This window comes from Cryobacterium gelidum (genome assembly GCF_004403985.1).
Classification (GTDB): Bacteria; Actinomycetota; Actinomycetes; order Actinomycetales; family Microbacteriaceae; genus Cryobacterium; species Cryobacterium gelidum.
Genome location: NZ_SOHL01000004.1, coordinates 1 through 21,432 on the forward strand (window position 1 = coordinate 1; position 21,432 = coordinate 21,432).

Consider the following 21,432-nt stretch of genomic DNA (forward strand, 5'->3'; position numbering starts at 1 on the left):
AACGTGAGAGATGAGGGCCTCCGTGGCATCGAGTGAGTGTGGTAACCCAATCGATACAGGAGGTCCTCACCTTTTTACAACTCGCCACGCACACAACCACCGTGGGAAGAACACCTAGGTAGCCTCAGGAGATCTTGATGCGCGACGTTTTCACCCGCGTCCCTGCCTGATCCGGTCACCAGCCAGACATGCCAAACCTTGGTTGCCGGGGAAGTCCTGGATGGTCGGGCGCATGCTCGCCGATACGCGTCGGGTGTGACATGGCATCAAGAGTCGAGCGAGCTATCCCCAATAGGAGGGCTAGACGCGTTATATCTCCCTCGCCGCGAATTTTTCATGCTTAAGTTGAAGCAATAGCCGAAAAAATATAGGGATTTTTCTTTGCGGGGGACGCGCCGACGCGAACCGCTGATCGACTCACAAATCACAGACAGCCGGGGGGTTGAACATGCCGGAAACCGACGCTGATATGAGCCAAGTCGTTCCGCTGGGCATTGAAGAGCTGCTCGCGCACAGCCGGCTGGCGGCCGAGAGCGGGCAGCATCGCCTGGGCGCGAAGCAGGCCGAGAGTGTTCTGGTCGACAACGGCGCAACTCTGCTGCAGCAGGCGAGTGCGCGGGAGCTCCTCACCTTGCACCGGCTTCGCTTGGGCGACTACCAGGCGTCGGTCGAGCAGGGTCTTCTGGCCCTGGAGTATTTCACGGCAAATGGCGACCTGCTGGCACAGTCGAACGTGCACTGCACACTGGCGTTGGCCTTTTCGGATATCGCTCTGAATGAGACCGCGCTGCACCACGTGCTGGGCGCAATCGAAGCGGCTCGAGCGTGCGGAAACCCGGTAGCGGAATTCTGGGCACTGAGTCGGTCATCGCTGGTTCACGGGGCGATGGGTGACGCCGTGCGTTCGGTAGAGCTGGGCAAGCAGGCGCTGGCGCTCGCCGCGACGCTGCACGACCCAGAGACAAGTTTTGTGGCTCTGAACAATCTGGGCGACACCTATCTCACCATGGCGCGGGCGACTCTTGCCCGCGACGAGGATGCGTCGCAACCCTTCAGCGACGGGCTGGAGCTCACCCGAGAGGCGGTGGGTCTTGCCCAACGGCAGGGGAACACCTTCCACGAGGCGATCGCGCGAACGAACCTGGTGAGCATGCTGATCGGGTTGGGGCAGCACGACGAGGCCCGCGAGCATGGCCGTCAGGGTAAAGAATTATGCAGGGTGCATGGCTACCGCAGCCTCGAGATCGACATCGATTCCCAGCTCGCCGAGCTGGTGCGGGCGGACGGCCGGTGCGACGAAGCCACCGCCATGATGGAAGCCCAGCTCGCCGACCCCGACGTCGACGACGAACCGGCACTGCTTGCCAAGCTCCATCGGTCGCTCTTCGAGATGCACAAGGCCGGTGGTCGGTTCGACCGGGCTCTCGCGCATTACGAGCGGTGGCACGCCGTGACCCGGCGCATGACCATGCAGACGGCCGGGCTGCAGGCTCAGATGCTGATCAACACCCTCGAGATCGAACAGGCGCGCCACGAGGTGGAGAAGTCGCAACTGGAAGTGCGGGTGGAACGCCTCCGCGCCGAGGAACTCGACGACCAGGCAAACACCGATCCGCTCACCCGCTTGTCGAATCGCCGCGCGCTCGACCGAGAACTCCCGTGGATGATGGGACTCGCCCAAAAAGGTACGCAACCGCTGTGCGCGGCCATGATCGATTTCGACCACTTCAAGACGGTGAACGACCACCACGGTCACGCGACGGGTGACCAGGTACTGACGACCCTCGCCTCGATGCTGCGCGCGATCACCCGCAGCACCGACCTCGCAGTGCGGGTGGGCGGTGAGGAGTTCTTGCTCGTCTTCGCTGACACGAGCCTGGCCGACGCGACGGCGGCCTGCGAGCGGCTGGTGGCCTCCGTGCGTGACTATGAGTGGCAAAGCCTTGCACCGGGTCTGGCCTGCACGGTGAGCGCGGGGGTAGCGGCACTGGAACCCCACGAAACCGTATCGGCCTGGCTGTCTCGAGCGGATGCCGCCCTTTACGAGGCCAAGCGCAGAGGGCGGGATCGCGTTCATGCGGCCGGTACCGACGTTGCAGTGATTACCTAGCCGCATCGGCCGTGCCGCGCCGGCGCAGACGACGTTTGCTCCTCTGCCCGAAGGCCGCGCAGGTCAGGGCACGAGCACGACCTTGCCCACGTGAGCGGATGATTCCAGCCGCCGGTGCGCATCCGCTGCATTCGCAAACGAGAATCGGCCGTCGATGACCGGTCGAAATTCGCCCGACGTGATCCACGGCCACACCGCCGCTTCGAGCGACCGCATGATGGCGACCTTTTCGGCGTGCGACCGTGCGCGCAGGGTGGTGCCCCAGTAGCGGGCGCGCTTTTGCATGAGGCGAAACGGGTCGAACGTGGCCGGTTCTCCGCTCTGGTTGCCGAGCACCATGATGCGCCCGTTCACCGCGACGGCCTCGATATTGCGCGCCGCATAGGAGCCGCCCATGATGTCGAGAATCACGTCGGCGCCTCGCCCGTCGGTGGCGGCGGTGATCTCAGCGACGAAGTCTTGCTCCCGATAGTTGATCAGAACCTGAGCCCCCAGGCTGTGACAGGCGGCAAGTTTCTCGGCCGACCCGGCGGTCACGGCGACGCGGGCATCCATGAGCCGGGCAAGCTGGATGGCGGTCGTGCCGATCCCGCTACTACCGCCGTGCACGAGCAGGGTCTCGCCGGGCGCGAGTTCGGCGCTCATGAACACGTTCGACCACACGGTGCCCAGGGCCTCCGGCAGGGCTGCGGCATCGATGAGGTCCATCGACAGCGGCACCAGCAGTGCCAGGTCTTCGTGCACCACGGCTTCGGTGGCGTAGCCGCCGCCAGCGAGCAGCGCGCACACGCGATCGCCGATGCCGAACCGGGTCACGTCGTCGCCCAGCTCGGTGACCACGCCCGATACCTCGAGACCCGGCCAGTGCGGTGCGTCGGCGGGCGAGGGGTAGTGGCCCTGCCTCTGCATGATATCCGCTCGGTTCACGCCCGCCGCAGCCACCTCCACACGGATGTCATGGGCCCCGACAACGAGGTCGGGCACGGTCGTCACGGTGAGGACGTCCGCCCCGCCGGGGGAGTTCACGATAATTGCGCGCATACCCGCAGCCTACGCGCAGGGTGGGACAGGGTCGCCGGTGGCCGCGGCACGGGCGACTCCCGCGCGACTCCCGCGCGGCCGCAGTGATCGACGCCAACATCGGGTCTCTTTCGCAGGGGACCCGGGGTGCCCCCATCGCATCGAACGACGATGGCTTGACATTGCGACTCCGCCGGATAGAGTAGGTACATTGTGTACGGACACACTATCCACGGGCATCGCCGCCCCTAGCTAAGGAGATTCGCCATGGTAGCCGAATCCAAAATCGTCAGCCGAGTGCCTTTGTTTGACGGCATGAACCGCATTCCCGGTGGGCTGATGCTCATTCCGCTTATTCTCGGCTCGGTTGTCGGCACGTTCTTTCCCGGCTTTCTCACCCTGGGAAACTTCACCACCGCGCTGTTCCAAGCCAGCGCGCTTCCCCTGATCGGCCTGCTGATCTTTGCGACCGGCATGCAAATCACCCTGAAGACGTCCGGTCCGGTTCTTGCCACCTCCGGAGTCCTGCTGCTCTGTAAATCCATTCTCCCGGCCACCATCGTCGTGCTCCTCGCCCAGATCGTGGGCCTCGACGGAATATTGGGTGTCTCGATTCTCGCCCTGCTCGTCACCATGGACAACAGCAACGGCGGTCTCTGGCTCGCCTTCACCGGACGCTACGGTGACGCCCGCGACCGCGGCGCTTACATGGCATCGGCCATCAACGACGGGCCATTTTTCTCGATGCTCTTCCTCGGCGTCGCCGGCCTCGCCAACATCCCCTTCCAGCTGCTTCTGGCGGCCGTTATTCCGCTGTTGATCGGCATTCTGGTGGGCAACCTCGACCAGAAGTGGACCGAGATCATGCGCCCGATTCCGAACATGATCATCCCGTTCTTCGCCTTCGCGCTGGGTACCGGCATCAACCTGCAGAACGTGCTGGCCGGCGGGCTCTCCGGCATCGTCGTGGGCATCGTCGCCACCCTGTTCACCGGCGCACTCGCCTACCTCGGCTACCGCTTCATTCTGCGCCGCGGCAATAAGTCCGGCATCGGCATCGCTTCGGCCACCACGGCCGGTAACGCGATCGCCACTCCGGCCATCATCGCCCTGGCCGACCCCACCTTTGCGCCCTACGTCGAGGTTGCCACAGCCCAGGTCGCGTCCGCAGTACTCGTCACCGCGGTTTTTGCGCCCTTGCTGGCCTCCTGGGTGCTCAAACGAGAGGGTGGCCTGGTCTCCAACGAGCCGGAGACCGAGTCGTCCGGCGACACGGTGTCGATACGCACGATCGAGCACTCGTGACCGGCCACCGCGGCATCCGTCACGATCACACCCGACGCCATGACTGAACCCCGCCCGAACGCCGTGGCGCACCCGGCCCCACCCGCAAGCCCGACGAACGCCGACCATATTGCCGTGGGTATCGTGGCCGATGATCTCACCGGTGGCGGTGATTCCTCGGTGCAATTTGCCCGCGACGGATGGCGCACCCGGCTCTTGCTCACCGCGCCCGACAGCGGGCTCGCGAGCCACGGTACAGTTCTCGCGGTGGTGTCCGATGCCCGTGCTCAGCCCGCCCCGCTCGCCCGGCTGAGCACGGCAGAGGCCGTGGTGGCGCTGGGGAATGCGGGTGTCAATCGGCTGCTGCTCAAAATTGACTCGACGATGCGCGGATCGGCCCACGGCCAAATTCTGGGCGCGCTCGACGCCTGGCAGAAGCTTCACACCGCAGCCTTCGCTGTGGTGTGCCCGGCCTATCCGGCGATGAATCGAACCGTGCAGAACGGTCGGGTCCTGGTCAACGACCAGGGCGTTGAGACCACGGCCGCGGGTACCGACCCGGTGACGCCGGTGACGACGAATCTGCTTTCGGAGTTGGTGCCGGGAAGCGTGCACGTCGCCCTCGGCAGCGGGACCGCTTCGGACCACGCCAGGCAACTGCGCGTAGCGGCCCAGAACCCGACCCGCGTGGTCACGGTCGATGCGGCGACGGATGCGGACATCCTGACACTGGCCGAAGCGGTGGTCCTGCTCGGGCCGGAGGCCATTCCCGTCGGGAGCGCCGGGCTTGCGGTTGCGCTCTCGCGAGTCTGGTGCCGTGACCTCGCCGTCCCCGCAGAGCCAGCACCGGTGCGGGCTGCGCGTGTCGTTGTCGTGCTCAGTTCACTGCACGATATCTCCCGGTCTCAGTACGATCATCTCGTCGGTGTCACCCCGCCGCAACACGTGCGCACATTCGCGCCGAGCCTCAACGTGTTTCTCGAACCGGGTGCGATCGGCCGCTGGATTGCCGGTGAACTGGCTGCAACCCCGCACCTTCCCGCTATCGTGATCGTGGCGACCCCGTCGGAGCGGCCTGATGCAGCCACTGCCCCGACGATATCCGAAACGGCGACCGAAACGGCAACCGTGGTCATCGCCGACGGGCTCGCGACCATCACCGCAGCGCTGTTCGCACACCGTTCCGTGGGCGCCTTGGTGCTGATGGGCGGCGAGGGCGCGCGGGCCGTGCTTAATCGTTTCGAGGCCGGTGCCATCGTGGTGACGGACGCGATCCGCGAGGGAATTCCGGTGGGTCTGATCGACGGCGGCCTGGCCGATGGCCTCACGGTTGTCACGAAGGCCGGCGGCTTCGGTGCCACCTCGTCGATTGCCGACATTCTTCCCCAACTCCTGGCTGACCACGTGCTCAGCCCCACAGCCAACCCGAACACTGGAGTACACCTATGACGCTTCCCATCCTTGCGCTCACCATTGGAGACGTGGCCGGAATCGGTCCCGAGATCACGGCCAAGACGCTCCTCGGCCACGGAGACGTTCGCACCCGCTGCGTTCCCGTCGTGATCGGCGATGAGGCGGCGATGCGCCGTGGCGTGCTCAATGTGGGCGGCGACCCGGCGGCCATTCGCGTGATCAAGAGTGTTGCCGATGCCCGTAACGAGCCCGGAACGATTGAGCTGTTGCAGACCGGTCCGTCGCTCGAGCACGTGGAGCAGGGTGTACTCAGCGCGGCGGCCGGCGATGCCGCCTACCGTTTTGTGGTGGAAGCCTGCCGGCTCGCCCGCGCCGGCGAGGTACAGGGAATCGTCACCGCGCCGCTGAACAAGGCCGCGATGCATGCCGGGGGGCACAGCTGGCCCGGCCATACCGAGCTGCTCGCCCACGAGTTCGGGGTGAAAAATTTCTCCCTCGTGCTGTCGGCCGGGGACCTGTACTTCTTTCACCTCACCACACACGTGTCGATGCGGCAGGCGATCGAGAACATCACGATCGAGCGCACCCTGACGGTATTGGAACTGGCTGGCGCCTTCGCCAAGTCCATGGGTAAGCCCAATGAGGTCATCGGGCTCGCCGGACTGAACCCGCATGCCGGTGAAAATCGCCTCTTCGGAGATGAAGATGCCGACATTTTGGCCCCGGCTGTGGCCGAGGCCCGGGCTCGTGGACTAAACGTCGTGGGCCCCCTGCCCGGCGACGCCCTGATACCGGCAGCCGTGCGCGGAAAGTACAACCTGGCAGTGGTCTGCTACCACGACCAGGGGCACGCTCCCTTCAAGGCCGTCTACGGTGACGATGGAGTGAACATCACGGTCGGGCTGCCGGTCGTGCGCGTATCGGTCGACCACGGCACCGCGTTCGATATCGCCGGTCAGGGAATCGCCCGCGAGGCCAGCCTCGTGCTGTCGCTGGAGCGCGCCGCCGCACTCGCGCCCGGGTGGGACCACGTGTGGCGGGCCGCGCAGAACGCTTAAGCGCCATGACTGGGCGAGCGGATGCCGCAGCAGCGCCGGTCGCGCGGCCCGGGCGATGCCGTACTCCGGCCTACGATGGAATGATGTGGCTAGATGAGGTGCCCGCCAGCGCGGTCGATTCGGCAAACGGCGCCCCGCTGCACAGCCAAGTGGGGGCGATCATCCGTTCCCACATCGTGGACGGCGTGCTGCCGCCCGGGTCGCAGTTGCCCACCGAGGCCGAGTTGCAAAATCGATTCGGGGTGTCCCGTTCGGTCGTGCGTCAGGCGTTGGCCGCGCTCAGCGCCGACGGCCTCGTGCAACGCGGTCGCGGGCGCGGCAGCGTGGTGTCGCCGCGCGGAGAGCACCATCGTCTCGTGCAGCGCATGTCGGGACTGTCCACCCAGATCTCGGCCGAGGGCGCTGACGTCTTCACTGCCGTGCTCGCGTTAGCGCCCGAGCAGAATGCTGTCGCGTCGGCGGCGCTGGGCGCGGCTGAGGTGGTGGGCATCCGTCGCCTGAGATCTGCGGGCACCGGCCCCCTGGCGGTCATTCATACCTGGCTTCCCTCGTCGATCGGTGCTGGCCTCACGGTGGCCGAACTGACGGATGCCTCGCTACACACCGTTCTGCGTTCCCGCCTGGGCGTATCGATCGTCTCCGGGCGCCGTCAGGTGCGCGCCGTATCGGCAACGACGGCACTGGCACGGCTGTTGGAGATCGCCGTGGGGGAGCCGGTGCTGCTGCTCGAAGGTACAAGCCTGGACGAAAACGGCGTGCCCATCGAAGTGTTCTCCACCTGGCACCGCGCCGACCGGGTGGTTTTCGACCTCGACGTGGTCGGCGCAGACGTGTCAGCCTTGGCCCCCGCACCAGCAGACGCCGGCGACCGCCCCACCCGCGCTCAGCTGGCGGGCATGGCCGCAGCTCTGGCCCGTCAGCTGCAGGACCTGTCGGTAGAAATGGCTCGAAGCGACTGACCAGCGGTGATGCCTGTGGGCCTCGGACCCACCCGCTTACGGCCGTGATTGACATGAAAGGCACCGATTTGAGCACCATGACACACCGTCCCGCCACCCTGATCAAGCGGATGAGGGGGGTCGAGTGCCATCGCAGCGACCGGCTCGCGGCCGCGTTGCCGGCACGCCCGCGGACTCTCGTGCGTAGCTGATGCGCCGGCGCGAGTCGGGCAAAGGCGCGGTGGTACTCGCGGTGGGCGCCACCATCACGGGCGGGCTGCCGGTGTTCCTGCTCGGCGCCCTGTTCGTGCAGATCCAGCGCGATATTCCGGCGCCGCAGTGGGTGCTCGGCGCGGCCGTGGCCAGTTACTGGGGTGCGGCCGCGATGATGTCCCTGCTGGCCGGGCGCGTGGTGTCATGGTTGGGCATCCGTTCGGCAACGCTGTTCGGGGTGGTAATCGGCGCGTCGAGCCTGATCGGGGGCGCTTTTCTGGTGCCGTCGTGGGTGTGGCTGCTGGTGTGGGCCGCGGTCGGCGGGGTGTGCAACGGCATCAGTCATCCGGCTGCGAATCAGCTGATCAACCTGAGGGTGCGGCGGGGAATGCTTGCGACGGCGTTCGGGATCAAGCAGTCGGCGATTCCGTTCGCCGCGTTCCTGGCCGGGCTGGCGGTGCCCGCGCTCGCGCTCACACTGGGGTGGCACTGGGGGTTCGGACTGGCCGGCCTGTTCGCGCTCGCCGTGGGCGCACTGTTCTGGTGGTCGGTGCCACGCGGTGAGCTCGCGCGCCCCCGGCTCGGCGGATCCCATGTGCCGCTGACCCCGCCGCTGATGAAATACCTGCTGCTGATGGCCAGCGTCACCACGCTGTCGGCGGCTGCCACCGGCGCCGTGACTGCGTATGCGGTGATCACGGGCATTGAGCGCGGGCTGCCGTTGGCCGGGGCAGGCATTCTATTGAGCGTGGCCGGGCTGCTCAGCGTCGTCGTGCGCGTTATCGTCGGCCGAATCGCCGACCGGGCCAACAGCACGTTCGCGCTCGCCACCGTGGCCGCCATGATGTTTATCGGCGGTGGCGGCGTATTGCTCATGGCGGTGGACACCCAGTGGACGTTCGTAGCGGGCATGCTGCTGGCCCTCGGTATCGGCTGGGGCTGGCCGGGGCTCACGCACTTCGTGGTATCCCGGGTGGCGGGGCCGGCCACGCCGAGCGCGACCGGCGTCGTACAGATCGGTACCTATGTCGGCAGCGGCGCCGGCCCGCTCGCCTTCGGACTGCTCTTTGTGGCCCTACCGCAGACGACGTTGTGGATCATCGTTGGCGCGGTGCAGATCGTCGCCGGGTACATCGCGTTCGTGCTTGCCCGAAAGACGCCGCCCGCTGTGCCCGTCAGCTAGGGGCGATTCGCCAGCTCAGTGAAACCCCTGGCATCATCACGACCCTGCCGTTCCGGGACATTCTCACCGACCTCGGCAAACCTCAACCCCGATGAGGAGTTCCCCTTGATGTTGGCAGTCACGCGCGAGCGATTTTCGCGTTGACGGCATGGGCCGCGCGGCGCAGCCACGGGTCACCGTCGCCGGACCACCGCGCCAGGGACGCATCCGCTCGGGCACGATTCGCGCCGGTCAGCGCCTGCATGAGTGGAAGCACCACGGTGAAGGTGAGCGGATCCGCGAGCTCTGGCAGCCCTGCTCCGCGCAGAAACCCCTCAATGCGGGTGAGGTCGGTGTTGTCGAGCCGGGTCACGTTCGATTGCAGCAGCACGATCGCGGCGAGGCGGCGCTCGAACACCGGCACGTTCCACAGCTCGGAGCTCAGCGCGGTCACCTCGTCGTGGCTCATGTTCTTATGCCGGCGGGCCAGGTCGCGGATGGTTCCCCGCACGGCGCCCACCGATGCGCCGTAGAACTCGAGCTCGTTCCCGAACCGGGCTTCTGCCTCAGCCGCCCGCTCCCAGGTTGCTTCGTACTGCAGCGTGCGGTCCACGAAGTCGCCGGCGTCGCTCATCCACCTATTCTGCCTCGGGTGGCGGCAGCCGCGCGCGCGGCGCGAATGATCAGCACGATCAAGGCGAGCAGGGCCGCGGCACTGACCAGGTAAAGCACGACACCCCACGGGGCGTGATCCCCGCCCGAAATCATGAACGTGTCGGCGATCGACATGCCGGGCCCGAAAGCCACAAAGATGTGCCCGGGAGCCGCGAACACGAGCAGAACGAGATAGGCCGCGACAACCGGCCCGACCGCACTCCTGCGTCGCACGATCGTCACCACGAGAACCACGGCGGCGAGCACCATTCCTATCGCCGCCCAAATTACGACGCCGTCCGCGACAAGGGGTTCATTCGCGAGGGTCATATTCGTACGAATTTGCCCGAGCGTCGCGCCCGGCACCGCCGCCAGCGGATTCCATACCAGTATCTGCAGGACCCCGGTGATCGCGTAGGCCGCAATGACGATGAAGCCCACGGCCGCCGACCGGACGGCGCGGCGCGGTTGTCGTGTTTCGGTCTTCCTCATCTCGCCAGCGTACCGACCGACCGCTCCTACTCCGAAGCGGATGCCGTCACACCGATCGTGCCCGTCGCCGTTCGACCTGCGTACGCGAGACCACGCGATTCGCGACTGCTCACCCAAACGTGGCGCGCGCTCCGCGAGCTGTCCGAGGAACTGGCGCGCATCAGGTGAGTTGTCGTGCCAGCGTGGCCCACCACCGACACCGAGAGCACCCGCTGAGCCAGACACACCCGCAGGAGGGACTCTAGCGACTCAGTGCACCAGCGCCAGCAGCAGGGCAACGGTCACGAACAGCACGCCGAACGCGCGGTTGAGAATCCTCTGCCCGCGGGTGGTGTTGGTGAAGCGCTGGAACGATTTCGCCGCCACCGCGAAGAAGAACCACATCACGACGATGTCGATCAGCACGACGGTGACGGTGAGCACCAGGTACTGCGGGAGCAGTGGCTGCTCCGGCCGAATGAATTGCGGCATGAACGCGAGAAAGAAGACGAGCGCCTTGGGGTTGAGCAGGTTCACCCAGAAGCCGCGACGAAACATCGACCTGGCTGGCTCCCTGGTCAGCGGCCTGGTCGGGTCCTGCTTGGAGTCGGGCTTCTGCACAAACAAACGGATGCCCAGAAACACCAGGTAGGCAGCCCCGGCATAGCGAATGACGTTGAACAGCACGGGGGAACCGGCGACGAGCACTCCAACGCCGAGTGCCACCACGATGATGTGCACGATGAGCGCAGCCTGCTGCCCGAGGATTCCCCAGATCGAGCGACGAAATCCACTGGTCAGCGAGTTGTTCATGGTGTTGATCGCGCCGGCGCCCGGGGTGAAGCTGATCAGTACGCCGGCGCCCGCAAGGGCCAGCCAGAGGGAAAGTTGCACACGTTAGCGTAGCGCGGGCGCCATCGTTGCGATGGCACGACAGACTCCGGCCTACGTCCCCGCAGGTCGCCCGGCGAGGACGCCGCCTTCGGTGGTATTTCCTACTCGCGGCCGAACAGGTTGCCAAGTGCAGAGAGACCGGGGATCTCGAAGTTCGACCCCAGATCGGATACCTGCTCGCCGAGGCCGGTCGCGTACTCGCCCGCCCCGTCGGCGACGCCCTGGGTGACTCCCTCGAGACCACCGGTGACGCCCTCGAGTCCGCCGGCGAGGCCCTCGAAATCGACGCCCAGTCCCGCCGCCTGTTCCAGGAGGGGGCCGGCCACATTGCTGAGCATTGCGCCACCGGCGACGGCGGCGAGTAGCCCGCCAGCACCAAGACCAAGGGCGGCGACACCCGCTCCGGCAAGCGCGCCGGCGCCTCGGCCGGACGGCCTGGCAAACAGTTTCTTCAGCAGGCCCGGCTTCTGCGCTTCGCCGCGGGTGGCCGACCGGGCCAGGTCCTCGGGGCTGGTCGATGCCGGGTATTCGTTGGCGGGCAGCTCGGTGCGCAGCTGGGCGTCGACCTCGTCGCGTTGCGCGGGCGTGAGTCGCGCGAACGCATCGCGGTGCACCTGTTCAAGCTGCTGGGGCTCTGCGGTCTGCAGCAGGTAGTCGTAGCGGGCGATGGCCGCGCGGTCGTCTGCGCTCAACGCCGACGACGTGTTCGACCCAGAACGTGGAACGGCACTCCGCTGCACGTTGCTCGCCGGGGGCCTGCTGTCTCCGGTGACCTTGTCGGCTGTGGTGCGCACCATATCGCGCCAATCTGTCTTGCCCGACCCGGCGGAAGACGGCTGCCCCTTCTGCTCGAGGGCCTTCGATGCCATGCGCAGAATGCGTTGGAGGTTGCTCATTGGGGGCCTTTCTGTTTGATTGGGTCCTCAAGTGTGTCTAGCGCGCCTGAGTAAAGCCTCCCAGCCATCCCGCTATCCGGTACTGAGCGCCGCGGTGCAGAGCGGGCAGCCAGAGTGACAGGTGCACGCGGCAGCGCATTGCAGGCGCGCGTCGACGCCGTAATACAGCGGATGCATCGGTTGCGTCAGCAGAACTGGCCGTGGCGTCGCGCTCGACGTACCCTGTCAGCCGACAACCGCACCAACCCGGGTACGTTCACCGTACGTCGCTCCCTATCTTGAACCGTACGTTGCGCCCGCCGTCCAGAACGTTGACACCTACACCGGATGCCGCGCCTACGGCAACAACAAAACCTCCGTCGCTAACAAAGGTCGCCGCTACACGAAGATCCCCTGCCCGTAGATTGGCCAGTGGCTGGAACCGGCAGGTCAAACCGGGCGTCCGCCCTGCACGTAGGGCGGCCCATTTTCGCGAGTCCGAGCAGTCGCCAGATCGCCGGCTCCGCATACACCGCATACAGGCCCGCACGGTCGGGCCCATGTGCCCATGCGCACTGGCGCAGCCCGTGAGGTGTCCACGGTCAGTAAAAGCATGCAAGATTCTAAGCCGTGATCCGTGTGTCCTCGTGTCTAGTAATGCATTTGTTACAAATATAATGCATTGTTTCTTCCCAAAGCATATTTTCCTTGATAGCGTGATTCCTGGCGAACAGTACGCGACGTTCGCCACGCACCGCCTATCAAAGACGATAAGGAAGAAACTATGCAAAGACGCACCCGTAACTCCCGAATGATCGGGGCAACGGCCATCGCTCTCGGAGTCGTCCTCGTACTCGGCTCCTGTTCGTCCGCCCGCGGTTCCGCCGCGTCCGGCGGAGGCGACGGCGAGGTCTACAAGATCGGCTTCTCCCACGTGACGACGACCAACACACCTAAGGGCGCGGCCGCCGAGAAGTTCAAGGAGATCCTGGAAGCATCCTCGGACGGACGCATCGAGGTCGAGATCTACCCCAACTCCTCGCTGTACGGCGACAAAGACGAGCTGCAGGCCCTGCAATCGAACAGCATCCAGATGATCGCCCCGGCTAGTGCCAAGTTCACCACCATTGCCCCCCAGCTCCAGCTTCTCGACCTGCCGTTCCTGTTCAAAGACAGTGAGGACATCGCCGAGATTGCCTCCCGTGACTCCGTCGTGGGCGAGGCCATCTTCGAGAACGAGGACTTGCGCGCGGCGAAGATTAGGCCGCTAGGCCTGTGGGACAACGGCTTCAAGCAGATGGGGGCAAACGTTCCCATTCGTTCCGCAGCCGACATGGCCGGACTGAGCTTTCGCATCCAGCCGGCCGATGTTCTGGTGAGCCAGTTCGAGACGTGGAAAGCCATCCCGTCGATCCTTGCCTTCGCCGAGGTCTACAGCGCTCTCGAGCAGGGCGTCATCAACGGTCAGGAAAACACCTGGTCGAACATGGAAACGCAGAGCATGCACACTGTTCAGGACTACATCACCGAGTCCAACCACGGCTATATCGGCTACATCCCGGCCATCAACAGTGACTTCTTTGAGTCGCTGCCGACCGACCTGCAGCAGCTGGTTCTCGACGCCGTCGATGAGTCCAGCACATACAACCGTGAGATCGCGGCCAAGGTAAATGAAGAGGCCAAGCAGGCGATCATTGCCGAGGGATCGACCGAAATCATCCAGCTAACCGACGACGAACGCGATGCCTTGATGGCCACGGTCATCCCGAGCGTGTGGGAAGAGTACTCCGAGGTACTCGGCCCGGACATCATCGCCGAGCTGCTCGCCAACCGCAACTAGCTCCGCCTCGTTTCTACCCGCCGGCACAGGTTCCGTCGTGCGGCCCTTCCATCGTAAGGACGCCCCCATTCTCAGGTTCAGCCACGCTCTAACTCGGGTGGAAAACTTCCTGGTGTGCACCTGTCTGGCTGTGGCAACGCTTGTTGCCATCGCCCAGGTACTACTCAGGGCCATCTTGAATATTCACCTCTGGTGGGGTGAGGAGACCATCGTCTACCTCATAATCTATTCCACCTTCTTAGGCGCGGTCATCACCCTGCGCCACAACGAACACATCGCCGTGAAGGTCTTCGAACCGTTCCTCGGTAGGATCGGCCGACGCCGGATGGACATCCTAGGCATTCTGGTCACCATCGCCTACCTCGCGATCGTGGGCTTCTTCGCCTGGTTACTGCTGTTCGAGCCGTTCTCGACCTCCACGGTCACCCCCACGCTCAAGCTGCCGCTGTGGGTGGTCGAAGTCGCCGTTCCGTTGGGCTTCACCCTGATGCTGCTGCGGGCGATCGAGATTCTGGTGCGGCTCATTCGCGGCCTGCCCGCATCTGTTGATGGAGATAAAAGCGAATTCCAGCGCGAAGAAGAAGCGCTCGGCCTAGGCGAAGGGGAGGCGAAACTGTGATCGAAGGACTGCTTGCCCTCCTGATTATCCTCTTTGCCCTGTTGCTCACGTCCGCACCCATCGCGGTGGCAATGGGTCTGACCTCGTTCATCTATTTCTATTTCTTCACCACCATTCCACTCACGCAGGTTCCCGAGCGGCTCTTCAACGCACTGAACGCGTTCCCTTTGATGGCTATCCCCTTCTTCATCGTGGCGGCGAACCTCATGAGCCGTGGTGGCATCAGCAAGCGTCTCATTGCGGCCTCGAATGCTCTCGTCGGCCAGTTCCGCGGCGGCCTGGCCATGACGGCCGTGCTCGCCTGCATGTTCTTCGCGGCCATTTCCGGTTCGAGCCCGGCGACCGTGGTTGCCGTGGGAACACTCATTATCCCGGCCATGATCAAGAGCGGCTACGGCAAGGACTTCTCCACGGGCCTCGTGACCACCTCCGGTTCTCTCGGAATTCTGATCCCGCCGTCAATTCCGCTCATCGTCTACGGGATCTCCACCGAGCAATCGATTGGTGACCTCTTCGTGGCCGGAATTGGCCCGGGCATCATGGCCGGCATCGGACTGCTGATCCTTGCCGTGGTTATCTCACGACGCCGGAAATACGGCATGGGTCTGAACGCCATCCGCATGAGCAAGTATGAGCGTTTCACCGCTCTGCGTGATGCCTCGCTCAGCCTGTTTCTGCCTCTCTTCGTGCTCGGCGGCATTTACGCGGGCATCTTCACCCCCACCGAAGCCGCCGCGATGGCGGTGTTCTACGCCTTAGTCGTTTCGATCTTCGTATACAAGGAGATCAAACTCAAGGACCTGCCGTCGATTCTGATGGCCTCAGCGAGGACATCGTCGATGGTGATGTTCATTGTGGCATCGGGAATTCTGTTCTCCTTCGTGCTCACAGCCGAACGCATTCCGGGGCAAGTGAGTGAGGCACTGCTGGCGTCAGAACTCACGCCGGTGATGTTCCTCATCATGGTAAATGTGCTGCTGCTCGTGGTCGGCATGTTCATGGAGACCTCGAGCGCCATCCTCATCCTTGCCCCGGTGCTGCTGCCGGTGGCGATGGAGCTCGGCGTCGACCCGATCCACTTCGGAATCATCATGGTGCTCAACTTGGAGATCGGCATGATGACTCCACCGCTCGGACTCAACCTGTTCGTGGCGAGTGGGCTCACGGGAATGAACATTCTCCGAGTGGCGAAGGCGTGTCTTCCCAGCGTTGGTGTCCTGCTGATCGCCCTCGTCATCGTGACGTTCGTTCCGCAGCTCTCCACCTTCGCGCTCTAGGACACGAGAGAGCCGCCCGATTCAGTCGGGCGGCTCTGGCACGACGTGTTGCGAAGCGGATGTACGTGCGTCGAAGTGCGCGGCGAGCAGCTCGCCAGCATGTTCGACATGCGCTTGCATGGCCACGCGGGTGCCCCGTGGGTCATGCGAACGGATGCCCGCCAGCAGCTGGGCGTGATCGTCGACCGTGGCCTCGGGCCAGCCTAGGATGCTCGGATAGAACTTCCTAGGCACATATCGCGTCATCAGACCGAGCGCCCAAATGATCTTGGGGGCATCCGCGATCAGGTTGATCTCTCGGTGGAAGGCATGGTTCTTCTCCTCGAGCAGTTCGAGGTTGCCGCGTGCGGCGGCGGCGATCAGCTCGTGATGCAATGCCTCGAGCTCGGCGAGGTCGTCGGGTGTGGCGGTCGCGGCCGCTCGTGCGGCGAGCTCGCCCGCGATCAGCGCCTGCACGGTGAACAGATCGCGCACGTCCTGCCCGGTGAGTACGGCTACCTGAAACCCGCGCCGCGGCACGAGCTCCAGAAAACCTTCCACCCGCAGCGCCTGGAGTGCCTCGCGGGCCGGCGTGGTGGAGATGCCGAGAGCGGCACCGATCGTCTCGGCGCGCACGGCTGCCCCTGGCGGCAGCTCGCCCGACATGATCAGCCCGCGCACATAGCCAGAGGCTTCATCGCTGAGCTGGGGGCGCGCGCGGGTCGAGGTACGGCGGGAAGCCATCGCGGGTCCAATCTCGGGCGGGGTACTCCTAATTTACGGCAGTGCGGCTAGAGCGTCAGTCCAAGCTCGGCAAGGATCTGCTCGGTGTGCTGCCCGATTGCCGGCACGGGGTCCATGCGAAACCCGGTCTCGCGGCTCGTCACCGGCGGAATGAGGCTGCGCACCGGGCCAACCGGCGAGTCGACGATCTGCCACCGACCACGCTCGGCGAGCTGAGGGTGCGCGGAGAAATCGTGCATGCTGCGCAGTTGCGCGTTGGCGATGTTGGCCCGGTCCAGTCGCGCGAGTACCTCCACCGAGGTGAGTGTGCCCAGCACGTCGAGGATCGCCGCATGCAGGTCGGGCCTGTTCTGGACCCGCAGGGCATTGCCCAGAAAATCCGGGTGCGCTCCGAGAAGAGGCAGCCCCAGCACATCCGTGCAGAACGTCGCCCATTCGCGTTCGTTCTGAATGCCGAAGAAGACCGTGCCGTCGGCAGTGTCGAAGGGACCATAGGGTGCGATCGACGCGTGCTGTGCGCCGTTTCGCTGTGGGGGAGTACCGCCGTACTCGGCGAAGAAATAGGGCTGCTGCATCCACTCGCCAAGCGCCTCGAGCATCGACACCTCGAGCACGTCGCCGCGCCCGGTCGTGGCGCGCTGCAGCAGCGAGGTGAGGATTCCCGAGAAGGTGTACATGCCGGCGCAGACGTCCGCGATGGAAACGCCGACCTTGGCAGGGTCTTCGGGTGTGCCCGTGACGCTGAGCAGGCCGGCCTCGCACTGCACGAGCAGGTCGTAGGCCTTCTTCTGCTCGTAGCTGCCGCCGCGACCGTAGCCCGAGATGGAGGCGTGGATGAGCCGCGGGTTGAGCGCGAGGGCCTCGTCGGGTCCGAGGCCGAGCCGTTCCACGGCCCCCGGAGCGAGATTCTGCACCAGCACGTCCGCGCGGCTGACCAGCTCACGCAGCACTGCCAGCCCCGACTCGCTCTTCAGGTCGAGCACGATGCTCTCCTTGCTGCGGTTGAGCCACACGAAGTAACTCGACATGCCGTGCACGGTCTCGTCGTAGCCACGGGCGAAGTCGCCGGTGTCGCGCTCCACCTTGATCACCCGAGCGCCGAGGTCGGCAAGCTGCCGGGTGGCGAAGGGCGCGGCGACCGCCTGCTCGAGGGAAACGACCGTAAGCCCGGCCAGTGGCAGCGCGCGCATCCGCTAGTTCGTTTCGGGCGTCGCCGGAAGGCTCGCCTCGCTCGGGCGGGTGTCGTCCATGCCGGGTAGGTGCCCCTCGCGGTAGACCATGAACGTGCGCTGGTAACTCATCACGATGACGCTGTTCTGGTTGTAGCCTTCGGTCGCCACGGTCACGAGGCCCAGGGTGGGCCGCGACTTCGAGGCGCGGGTAGCCAGCACCTTGGAACGGGAGTAGATGGTGTCGCCCTCGAACACCGGGCTGGGCATGCGCACTTCGTCCCAGCCGAGGTTGGCGAACACATTCATCGACAGGTCGATGGTGGACTGCCCGGTGACGAGAGCGAGAATGAACGTGGAGTTCACGAGCGGCAGTTTGTACTCGGTGCGCAGGGCGAAGTTGCTATCGATGTGAGTCTTGGCCACGTTCTGGGTCATCAGCGTGAACATCTGGTTGTCGCCCTCGGTGACAGTCTTACCCAGCGGGTGGTAATAGATGTCGCCCACGGCGAAGTCCTCCCAGAGGCGGCCGGTCCAGCCCGCGACGACGCGTCCAGTGGAATCGGGGGACAGGGTGTGCTCGGCCATGGATCGGTCTCCTCGTAAAAAATATATTATCTATTCTGGCTAGTTTCCGGCAGAAATAGGAGGAAGTCAAGCGAGTCGACGTGCAGGTGGACGCCCTAGCGCGCAATGAATATATTATGTAGTCTCATATCGACCGGCTCGCCCGGCACTCGATAAGGAGCCTTCATGTCAGACCTGCTCGACACCGCACCGGCCACTCGGCAGGCCTCGCCTGAATTCTCGCTCCAGGAGATTCGCGAGTTCACCCGACACCTCTGCGCAGGCTTTCCCGACGAGTACTGGCGTACGAGCGACCGCGACCGCAGCTACCCGCAGGAATTCGTGGAGACTCTCACCCGGGCCCGACTGCTCAGCGCCCTCATCCCTACCGAGTACGGCGGCCTCGGGTACACCCTCACCCAGGCCAGCGTGATCATGGAAGAAATCAACCGGTCGGGCGGTCATTCCGCCGCCTGTCACGCCCAGATGTACATCATGGGCGCGCTGCTGCGCCACGGCACGGCCGCCCAGAAGGCCGAGTATCTGCCGGAGATCGCGGCCGGCCGGCTGCGACTGCAGGCGTTCTCGGTCACCGAGGATGCCGCGGGCCTGGACACCACGAGCATCCTCACCCGCGCCGAGGCCAATGGCGATGATTTCGTGATCACCGGCCACAAGAACTGGACCAGCCGCTTCAACGACTCCGACCTGGCCATGGTACTGGCCCGCACGAGCGACCGGGGCGCCGACAAGACCGTGGGCCTCACCCTGTTCCTCGTCGACCTGCGCCAGGTTCGTGCCGAGCAGCCGCACACCATTGAAGCCATCCCGGTGCGCACCATGTTCAACTACGCCACCAACCAGGTGCACTACCGCGGCATGCGGGTGCCCAAAAGTGCGGTGATCGGCGAGGTCGACCGCGGTTTCCGCTACGTGTTGGACGGCTGGAATGCCGAGCGCATCCTGCTGTCGGCTGAGGCCATCGGTGACGGCTACTGGTTCAGCGCCCGGGCCAGCGCCTATGCGAACAGCCGCGAGGTCTTCGGTCGCCCGATCGGCAGCAACCAGGGAGTGCAGTTTCCCATCGCCGACGCCTACATGAAGGTGCGCGCGGCCGACCTGATGCGCTACGAAGCCGCCCGTCTCTTCGATGCTGGCGCGCCCTGCGGCGCCGAGGCCAACATGGCCAAGCACCTTTCCTCGGAGGCCAGCTGGGCCGCCGCCAACGCGTGCCTCGACACCCACGGCGGCTACGGATTCGTGGACGAGTACGACGTGGAGCGCAAGTTCCGCGAGACCCGCATGTTCCAGACCGCTCCGGTGAGCAATAACCTGATCAAGAGTTTCGTGGCCACCAAGGTGCTTGGCCTGCCCCGCTCGTACTGAGCGCCACCGATCTCGTGCCGATCAACCCAGGAGACACCATGCCCCGTACCACCACGGCCAGCGCCGTCACCGCCCTGTTCGTGCCCGGCGACCGGCCAGAGCGCTTTCGCAAGGCCACCGGTTCAGCGGCCGACGTCGTCATTATCGACCTCGAAGACGCCGTCGCACCCGAGTGCAAAGCGGATGCCCTGGCCGCCATCCTCGAGCACCTTGCCGCCGGCCCCGACCCGGTTCGCGCCCTCGTGCGCGTCAACGCCGAGGGGGCCGTGAGCCTGCCCGCGGAGCTCGCAGCTCTCCGTGACCTCGCCGCGCGGCCCGGCCACGGTTTGCTCGGCCTCGTCGTGCCCAAGGCCGAAAACCCCGAACTGCTCCGCGAGGTTGCGGCCGCGTTTGCCGGGGTCGCCGGGCCGCCGCTCGCGCTCGTGGCGCTGATTGAGTCCGCCGCCGGCGTGCAGAACGCGCCCGAGCTGGCCCGGGTGCCAGGCGTGACTCGGTTGGCCTTCGGCGCCATCGACTATGCCCTCGATATCAACGCCGGTGCTGGCGACCGCGTGCTCGACTACGCCCGCTCGGCTATCGTCGTCGCCTCGCGCGCGGCCGGCCTCGATGCGCCGCTTGACTCGCCGAGCGTGCAAATCAGTGACGCCGGGGCAGTGACCGATTCGGCCGCCCTCGCCCGGCAGTTCGGCTTTGGCGGCAAGCTCTGCATCCACCCCGCCCAGCTCGAACCGGTGGCGGCCGCGTTCCGCCCCACGCCGGCCGAGATCGACTGGGCACGCAGCGTGATCGGCGCCACCGGGGGGGCAGCCCAGGTGAACGGACAGATGATCGACCGCCCGGTCACCGTACGGGCCGAGCGCATCCTCGCCCGCCGCGGGGCAGAGGTCGCGCAAGCGTGAACGTGTCCGGGCGGTGCGCTCAGCGCAACCCACGACATCCGTTGCCCCGGTCCACGAGCCGCGCGTCAGTCGTTGGCGATATCGAAGGGGTCAGCGGGCGGCTTGCCGGTGTAGCGCGCGTTCAGGGCGATAAAGCTGCGTGACACGTGATGCTCGAGGGCCAGCCCGGCCGCCTCGGCGTCGCCGGCGCGCACGGCCTCGAGCATGGCCCGGTGCTCGGTTTCGGAGTCTTCGGCCGGCTCGGGGGAGTCGAGCAGTAGGTCCCACGGGAATACGCGCCAGAGCACGTCGATCTCTTCGACCAGACTCGGAATGCCGCACCGCTCGTAGAAGAAGAAGTGAAAGCGCTTGTTCAGCTGGCGGGCGGAATCCGAATCGTGCCGGGCTGTCGCCGCATTCAGCTCGTCGAGCAGCAATTCGGCTTGGCGCAGTTCGAGCGGGGAGAGCCGGATGGCCGCGCGCCGCATGGCGTAGCTCTCGGTGAGCCGGCGAATGATGTAGGTGGCCTTTGCTCGCTCGAAGTTGATGCCGGCGACCCTCACGCCGCGCCGCGGCTCGCTCACCACGAGGTTCTCGGCCTCGAGGGCGCGCAGCGCCTCGCGCACCGGAGTGATGCTGCTGCTGAATTGGCGGGCCAGTTCGTCCTGGGGCAGCTTCGCACCGCGTGGCAGATTGCCGCTGAGAATCAGGCGTCGCAGTTCATCGACGATCTGATCCCGCTTTGTGGGGAGCGCCTCGGTCATTCCCATCAGATTTCCTTGCATTCTTCGCGGGGTCGCGGTCCAGGATGACACTCTATCCGAACCGCATCCACCGGACGAGGGGTAGATGCCTCCGTTTCAAAATGATACATTATTTAG

20 protein-coding genes are annotated in these 21,432 nt (G+C 65.3%); 11 read left to right on the forward strand and 9 right to left on the reverse strand.

The features are described from left to right. Window positions 1-448: 448 nt before the first annotated feature. Window positions 449-2,110, forward strand: coding sequence for a tetratricopeptide repeat-containing diguanylate cyclase (locus tag E3T50_RS02845; protein ID WP_134550496.1), 1,662 nt, complete (start codon window positions 449-451; stop codon window positions 2,108-2,110). A gap of 63 nt (window positions 2,111-2,173) precedes the next feature. Here the strand turns inward: E3T50_RS02845 and E3T50_RS02850 are convergent, their stop codons facing one another. Next, a complete protein-coding gene (locus E3T50_RS02850) occupies window positions 2,174-3,151 on the reverse strand; it encodes an NAD(P)H-quinone oxidoreductase (protein ID WP_134550497.1) in 978 nt (325 codons plus the stop codon). A 246-nt stretch (window positions 3,152-3,397) separates the two neighbouring features. Here E3T50_RS02850 and E3T50_RS02855 point away from each other — a divergent pair, with 246 nt between their 5' ends. The 5 genes from E3T50_RS02855 (at window position 3,398) to E3T50_RS02875 (ending at window position 9,219) form a co-directional block, all read left to right on the forward strand. Then, on the forward strand, window positions 3,398-4,435 hold the full coding sequence (locus tag E3T50_RS02855; protein WP_134550498.1) for a 2-keto-3-deoxygluconate permease: 1,038 nt from the start codon (window positions 3,398-3,400) through the stop codon (window positions 4,433-4,435). A gap of 39 nt (window positions 4,436-4,474) precedes the next feature. Then, complete coding sequence (locus E3T50_RS02860) at window positions 4,475-5,863, forward strand: four-carbon acid sugar kinase family protein (RefSeq protein WP_134550499.1); 1,389 nt, start codon at window positions 4,475-4,477, stop codon at window positions 5,861-5,863. After that, window positions 5,860-6,885: a 4-hydroxythreonine-4-phosphate dehydrogenase PdxA gene (pdxA, locus tag E3T50_RS02865; protein ID WP_134550500.1), complete on the forward strand. Its 1,026-nt coding sequence runs from the start codon at window positions 5,860-5,862 to the stop codon at window positions 6,883-6,885. Before E3T50_RS02860 ends, pdxA begins: the two co-directional genes overlap by 4 nt. Before the next feature lie 80 nt (window positions 6,886-6,965). Next, the gene (locus E3T50_RS02870) at window positions 6,966-7,844 is read left to right on the forward strand and encodes a GntR family transcriptional regulator (protein ID WP_134550501.1); all 879 of its coding nucleotides are present in this window, start codon (window positions 6,966-6,968) and stop codon (window positions 7,842-7,844) included. A 190-nt stretch (window positions 7,845-8,034) separates the two neighbouring features. Then, window positions 8,035-9,219, forward strand: coding sequence for an MFS transporter (locus E3T50_RS02875; protein ID WP_134550502.1), 1,185 nt, complete (start codon window positions 8,035-8,037; stop codon window positions 9,217-9,219). Window positions 9,220-9,337: 118 nt separating this feature from the next. Here the strand turns inward: E3T50_RS02875 and E3T50_RS02880 are convergent, their stop codons facing one another. From E3T50_RS02880 to E3T50_RS02895, 4 genes are all read right to left on the reverse strand, one after another. Next, a complete protein-coding gene (locus E3T50_RS02880; protein ID WP_134550503.1) occupies window positions 9,338-9,832 on the reverse strand; it encodes a DNA alkylation repair protein in 495 nt (164 codons plus the stop codon). Then, a complete protein-coding gene (locus E3T50_RS02885; protein ID WP_241990730.1) occupies window positions 9,829-10,344 on the reverse strand; it encodes a hypothetical protein in 516 nt (171 codons plus the stop codon). Before E3T50_RS02885 ends, E3T50_RS02880 begins: the two co-directional genes overlap by 4 nt. Window positions 10,345-10,593: 249 nt before the next feature. Beyond that, the gene (locus E3T50_RS02890) at window positions 10,594-11,217 is read right to left on the reverse strand and encodes a LysE family translocator (protein WP_134550504.1); all 624 of its coding nucleotides are present in this window, start codon (window positions 11,215-11,217) and stop codon (window positions 10,594-10,596) included. A 101-nt stretch (window positions 11,218-11,318) separates the two neighbouring features. Continuing rightward, on the reverse strand, window positions 11,319-12,113 hold the full coding sequence (locus E3T50_RS02895) for a hypothetical protein (RefSeq protein WP_134550505.1): 795 nt from the start codon (window positions 12,111-12,113) through the stop codon (window positions 11,319-11,321). A gap of 763 nt (window positions 12,114-12,876) precedes the next feature. Between E3T50_RS02895 and E3T50_RS02900 the strand changes: the two genes are divergently transcribed. From E3T50_RS02900 to E3T50_RS02910, 3 genes are all read left to right on the forward strand, one after another. Then, entirely contained in the window at window positions 12,877-13,932 is a 1,056-nt protein-coding gene (locus tag E3T50_RS02900) for a DctP family TRAP transporter solute-binding subunit (RefSeq protein ID WP_134550506.1), read from the forward strand. A 130-nt stretch (window positions 13,933-14,062) separates the two neighbouring features. Further along, window positions 14,063-14,551: a TRAP transporter small permease gene (locus E3T50_RS02905; RefSeq protein ID WP_166784183.1), complete on the forward strand. Its 489-nt coding sequence runs from the start codon at window positions 14,063-14,065 to the stop codon at window positions 14,549-14,551. Continuing rightward, on the forward strand, window positions 14,548-15,828 hold the full coding sequence (locus E3T50_RS02910; protein WP_134550508.1) for a TRAP transporter large permease: 1,281 nt from the start codon (window positions 14,548-14,550) through the stop codon (window positions 15,826-15,828). The genes E3T50_RS02905 and E3T50_RS02910 overlap by 4 nt, the downstream gene beginning before the upstream one ends. A gap of 21 nt (window positions 15,829-15,849) precedes the next feature. Here the strand turns inward: E3T50_RS02910 and E3T50_RS02915 are convergent, their stop codons facing one another. Genes E3T50_RS02915 through E3T50_RS02925 form a run of 3 tightly spaced genes read right to left on the reverse strand, consistent with a single transcriptional unit; the run spans window position 15,850 to window position 18,308 of the window. Then, complete coding sequence (locus E3T50_RS02915; RefSeq protein ID WP_134550509.1) at window positions 15,850-16,551, reverse strand: GntR family transcriptional regulator; 702 nt, start codon at window positions 16,549-16,551, stop codon at window positions 15,850-15,852. A 47-nt stretch (window positions 16,552-16,598) separates the two neighbouring features. After that, window positions 16,599-17,741 carry a CaiB/BaiF CoA transferase family protein gene (locus E3T50_RS02920; protein ID WP_134550510.1) on the reverse strand — a complete coding sequence of 381 codons (1,143 nt, stop codon included), beginning with the start codon at window positions 17,739-17,741 and terminating at the stop codon, window positions 16,599-16,601. 3 nt (window positions 17,742-17,744) lie between these two features. Further along, window positions 17,745-18,308, reverse strand: coding sequence for a MaoC family dehydratase (locus E3T50_RS02925; RefSeq protein WP_134550511.1), 564 nt, complete (start codon window positions 18,306-18,308; stop codon window positions 17,745-17,747). A 165-nt stretch (window positions 18,309-18,473) separates the two neighbouring features. Here E3T50_RS02925 and E3T50_RS02930 point away from each other — a divergent pair, with 165 nt between their 5' ends. Continuing rightward, window positions 18,474-19,673 carry an acyl-CoA dehydrogenase family protein gene (locus tag E3T50_RS02930; protein WP_134550512.1) on the forward strand — a complete coding sequence of 400 codons (1,200 nt, stop codon included), beginning with the start codon at window positions 18,474-18,476 and terminating at the stop codon, window positions 19,671-19,673. A gap of 38 nt (window positions 19,674-19,711) precedes the next feature. Then, window positions 19,712-20,572, forward strand: coding sequence for an HpcH/HpaI aldolase/citrate lyase family protein (locus tag E3T50_RS02935; RefSeq protein WP_134550513.1), 861 nt, complete (start codon window positions 19,712-19,714; stop codon window positions 20,570-20,572). A gap of 65 nt (window positions 20,573-20,637) precedes the next feature. Here E3T50_RS02935 and E3T50_RS02940 read toward each other — a convergent pair whose 3' ends face one another. Continuing rightward, window positions 20,638-21,321 carry a GntR family transcriptional regulator gene (locus E3T50_RS02940; RefSeq protein ID WP_166784184.1) on the reverse strand — a complete coding sequence of 228 codons (684 nt, stop codon included), beginning with the start codon at window positions 21,319-21,321 and terminating at the stop codon, window positions 20,638-20,640. Between the last annotated feature and the right edge of the window lie 111 nt (window positions 21,322-21,432).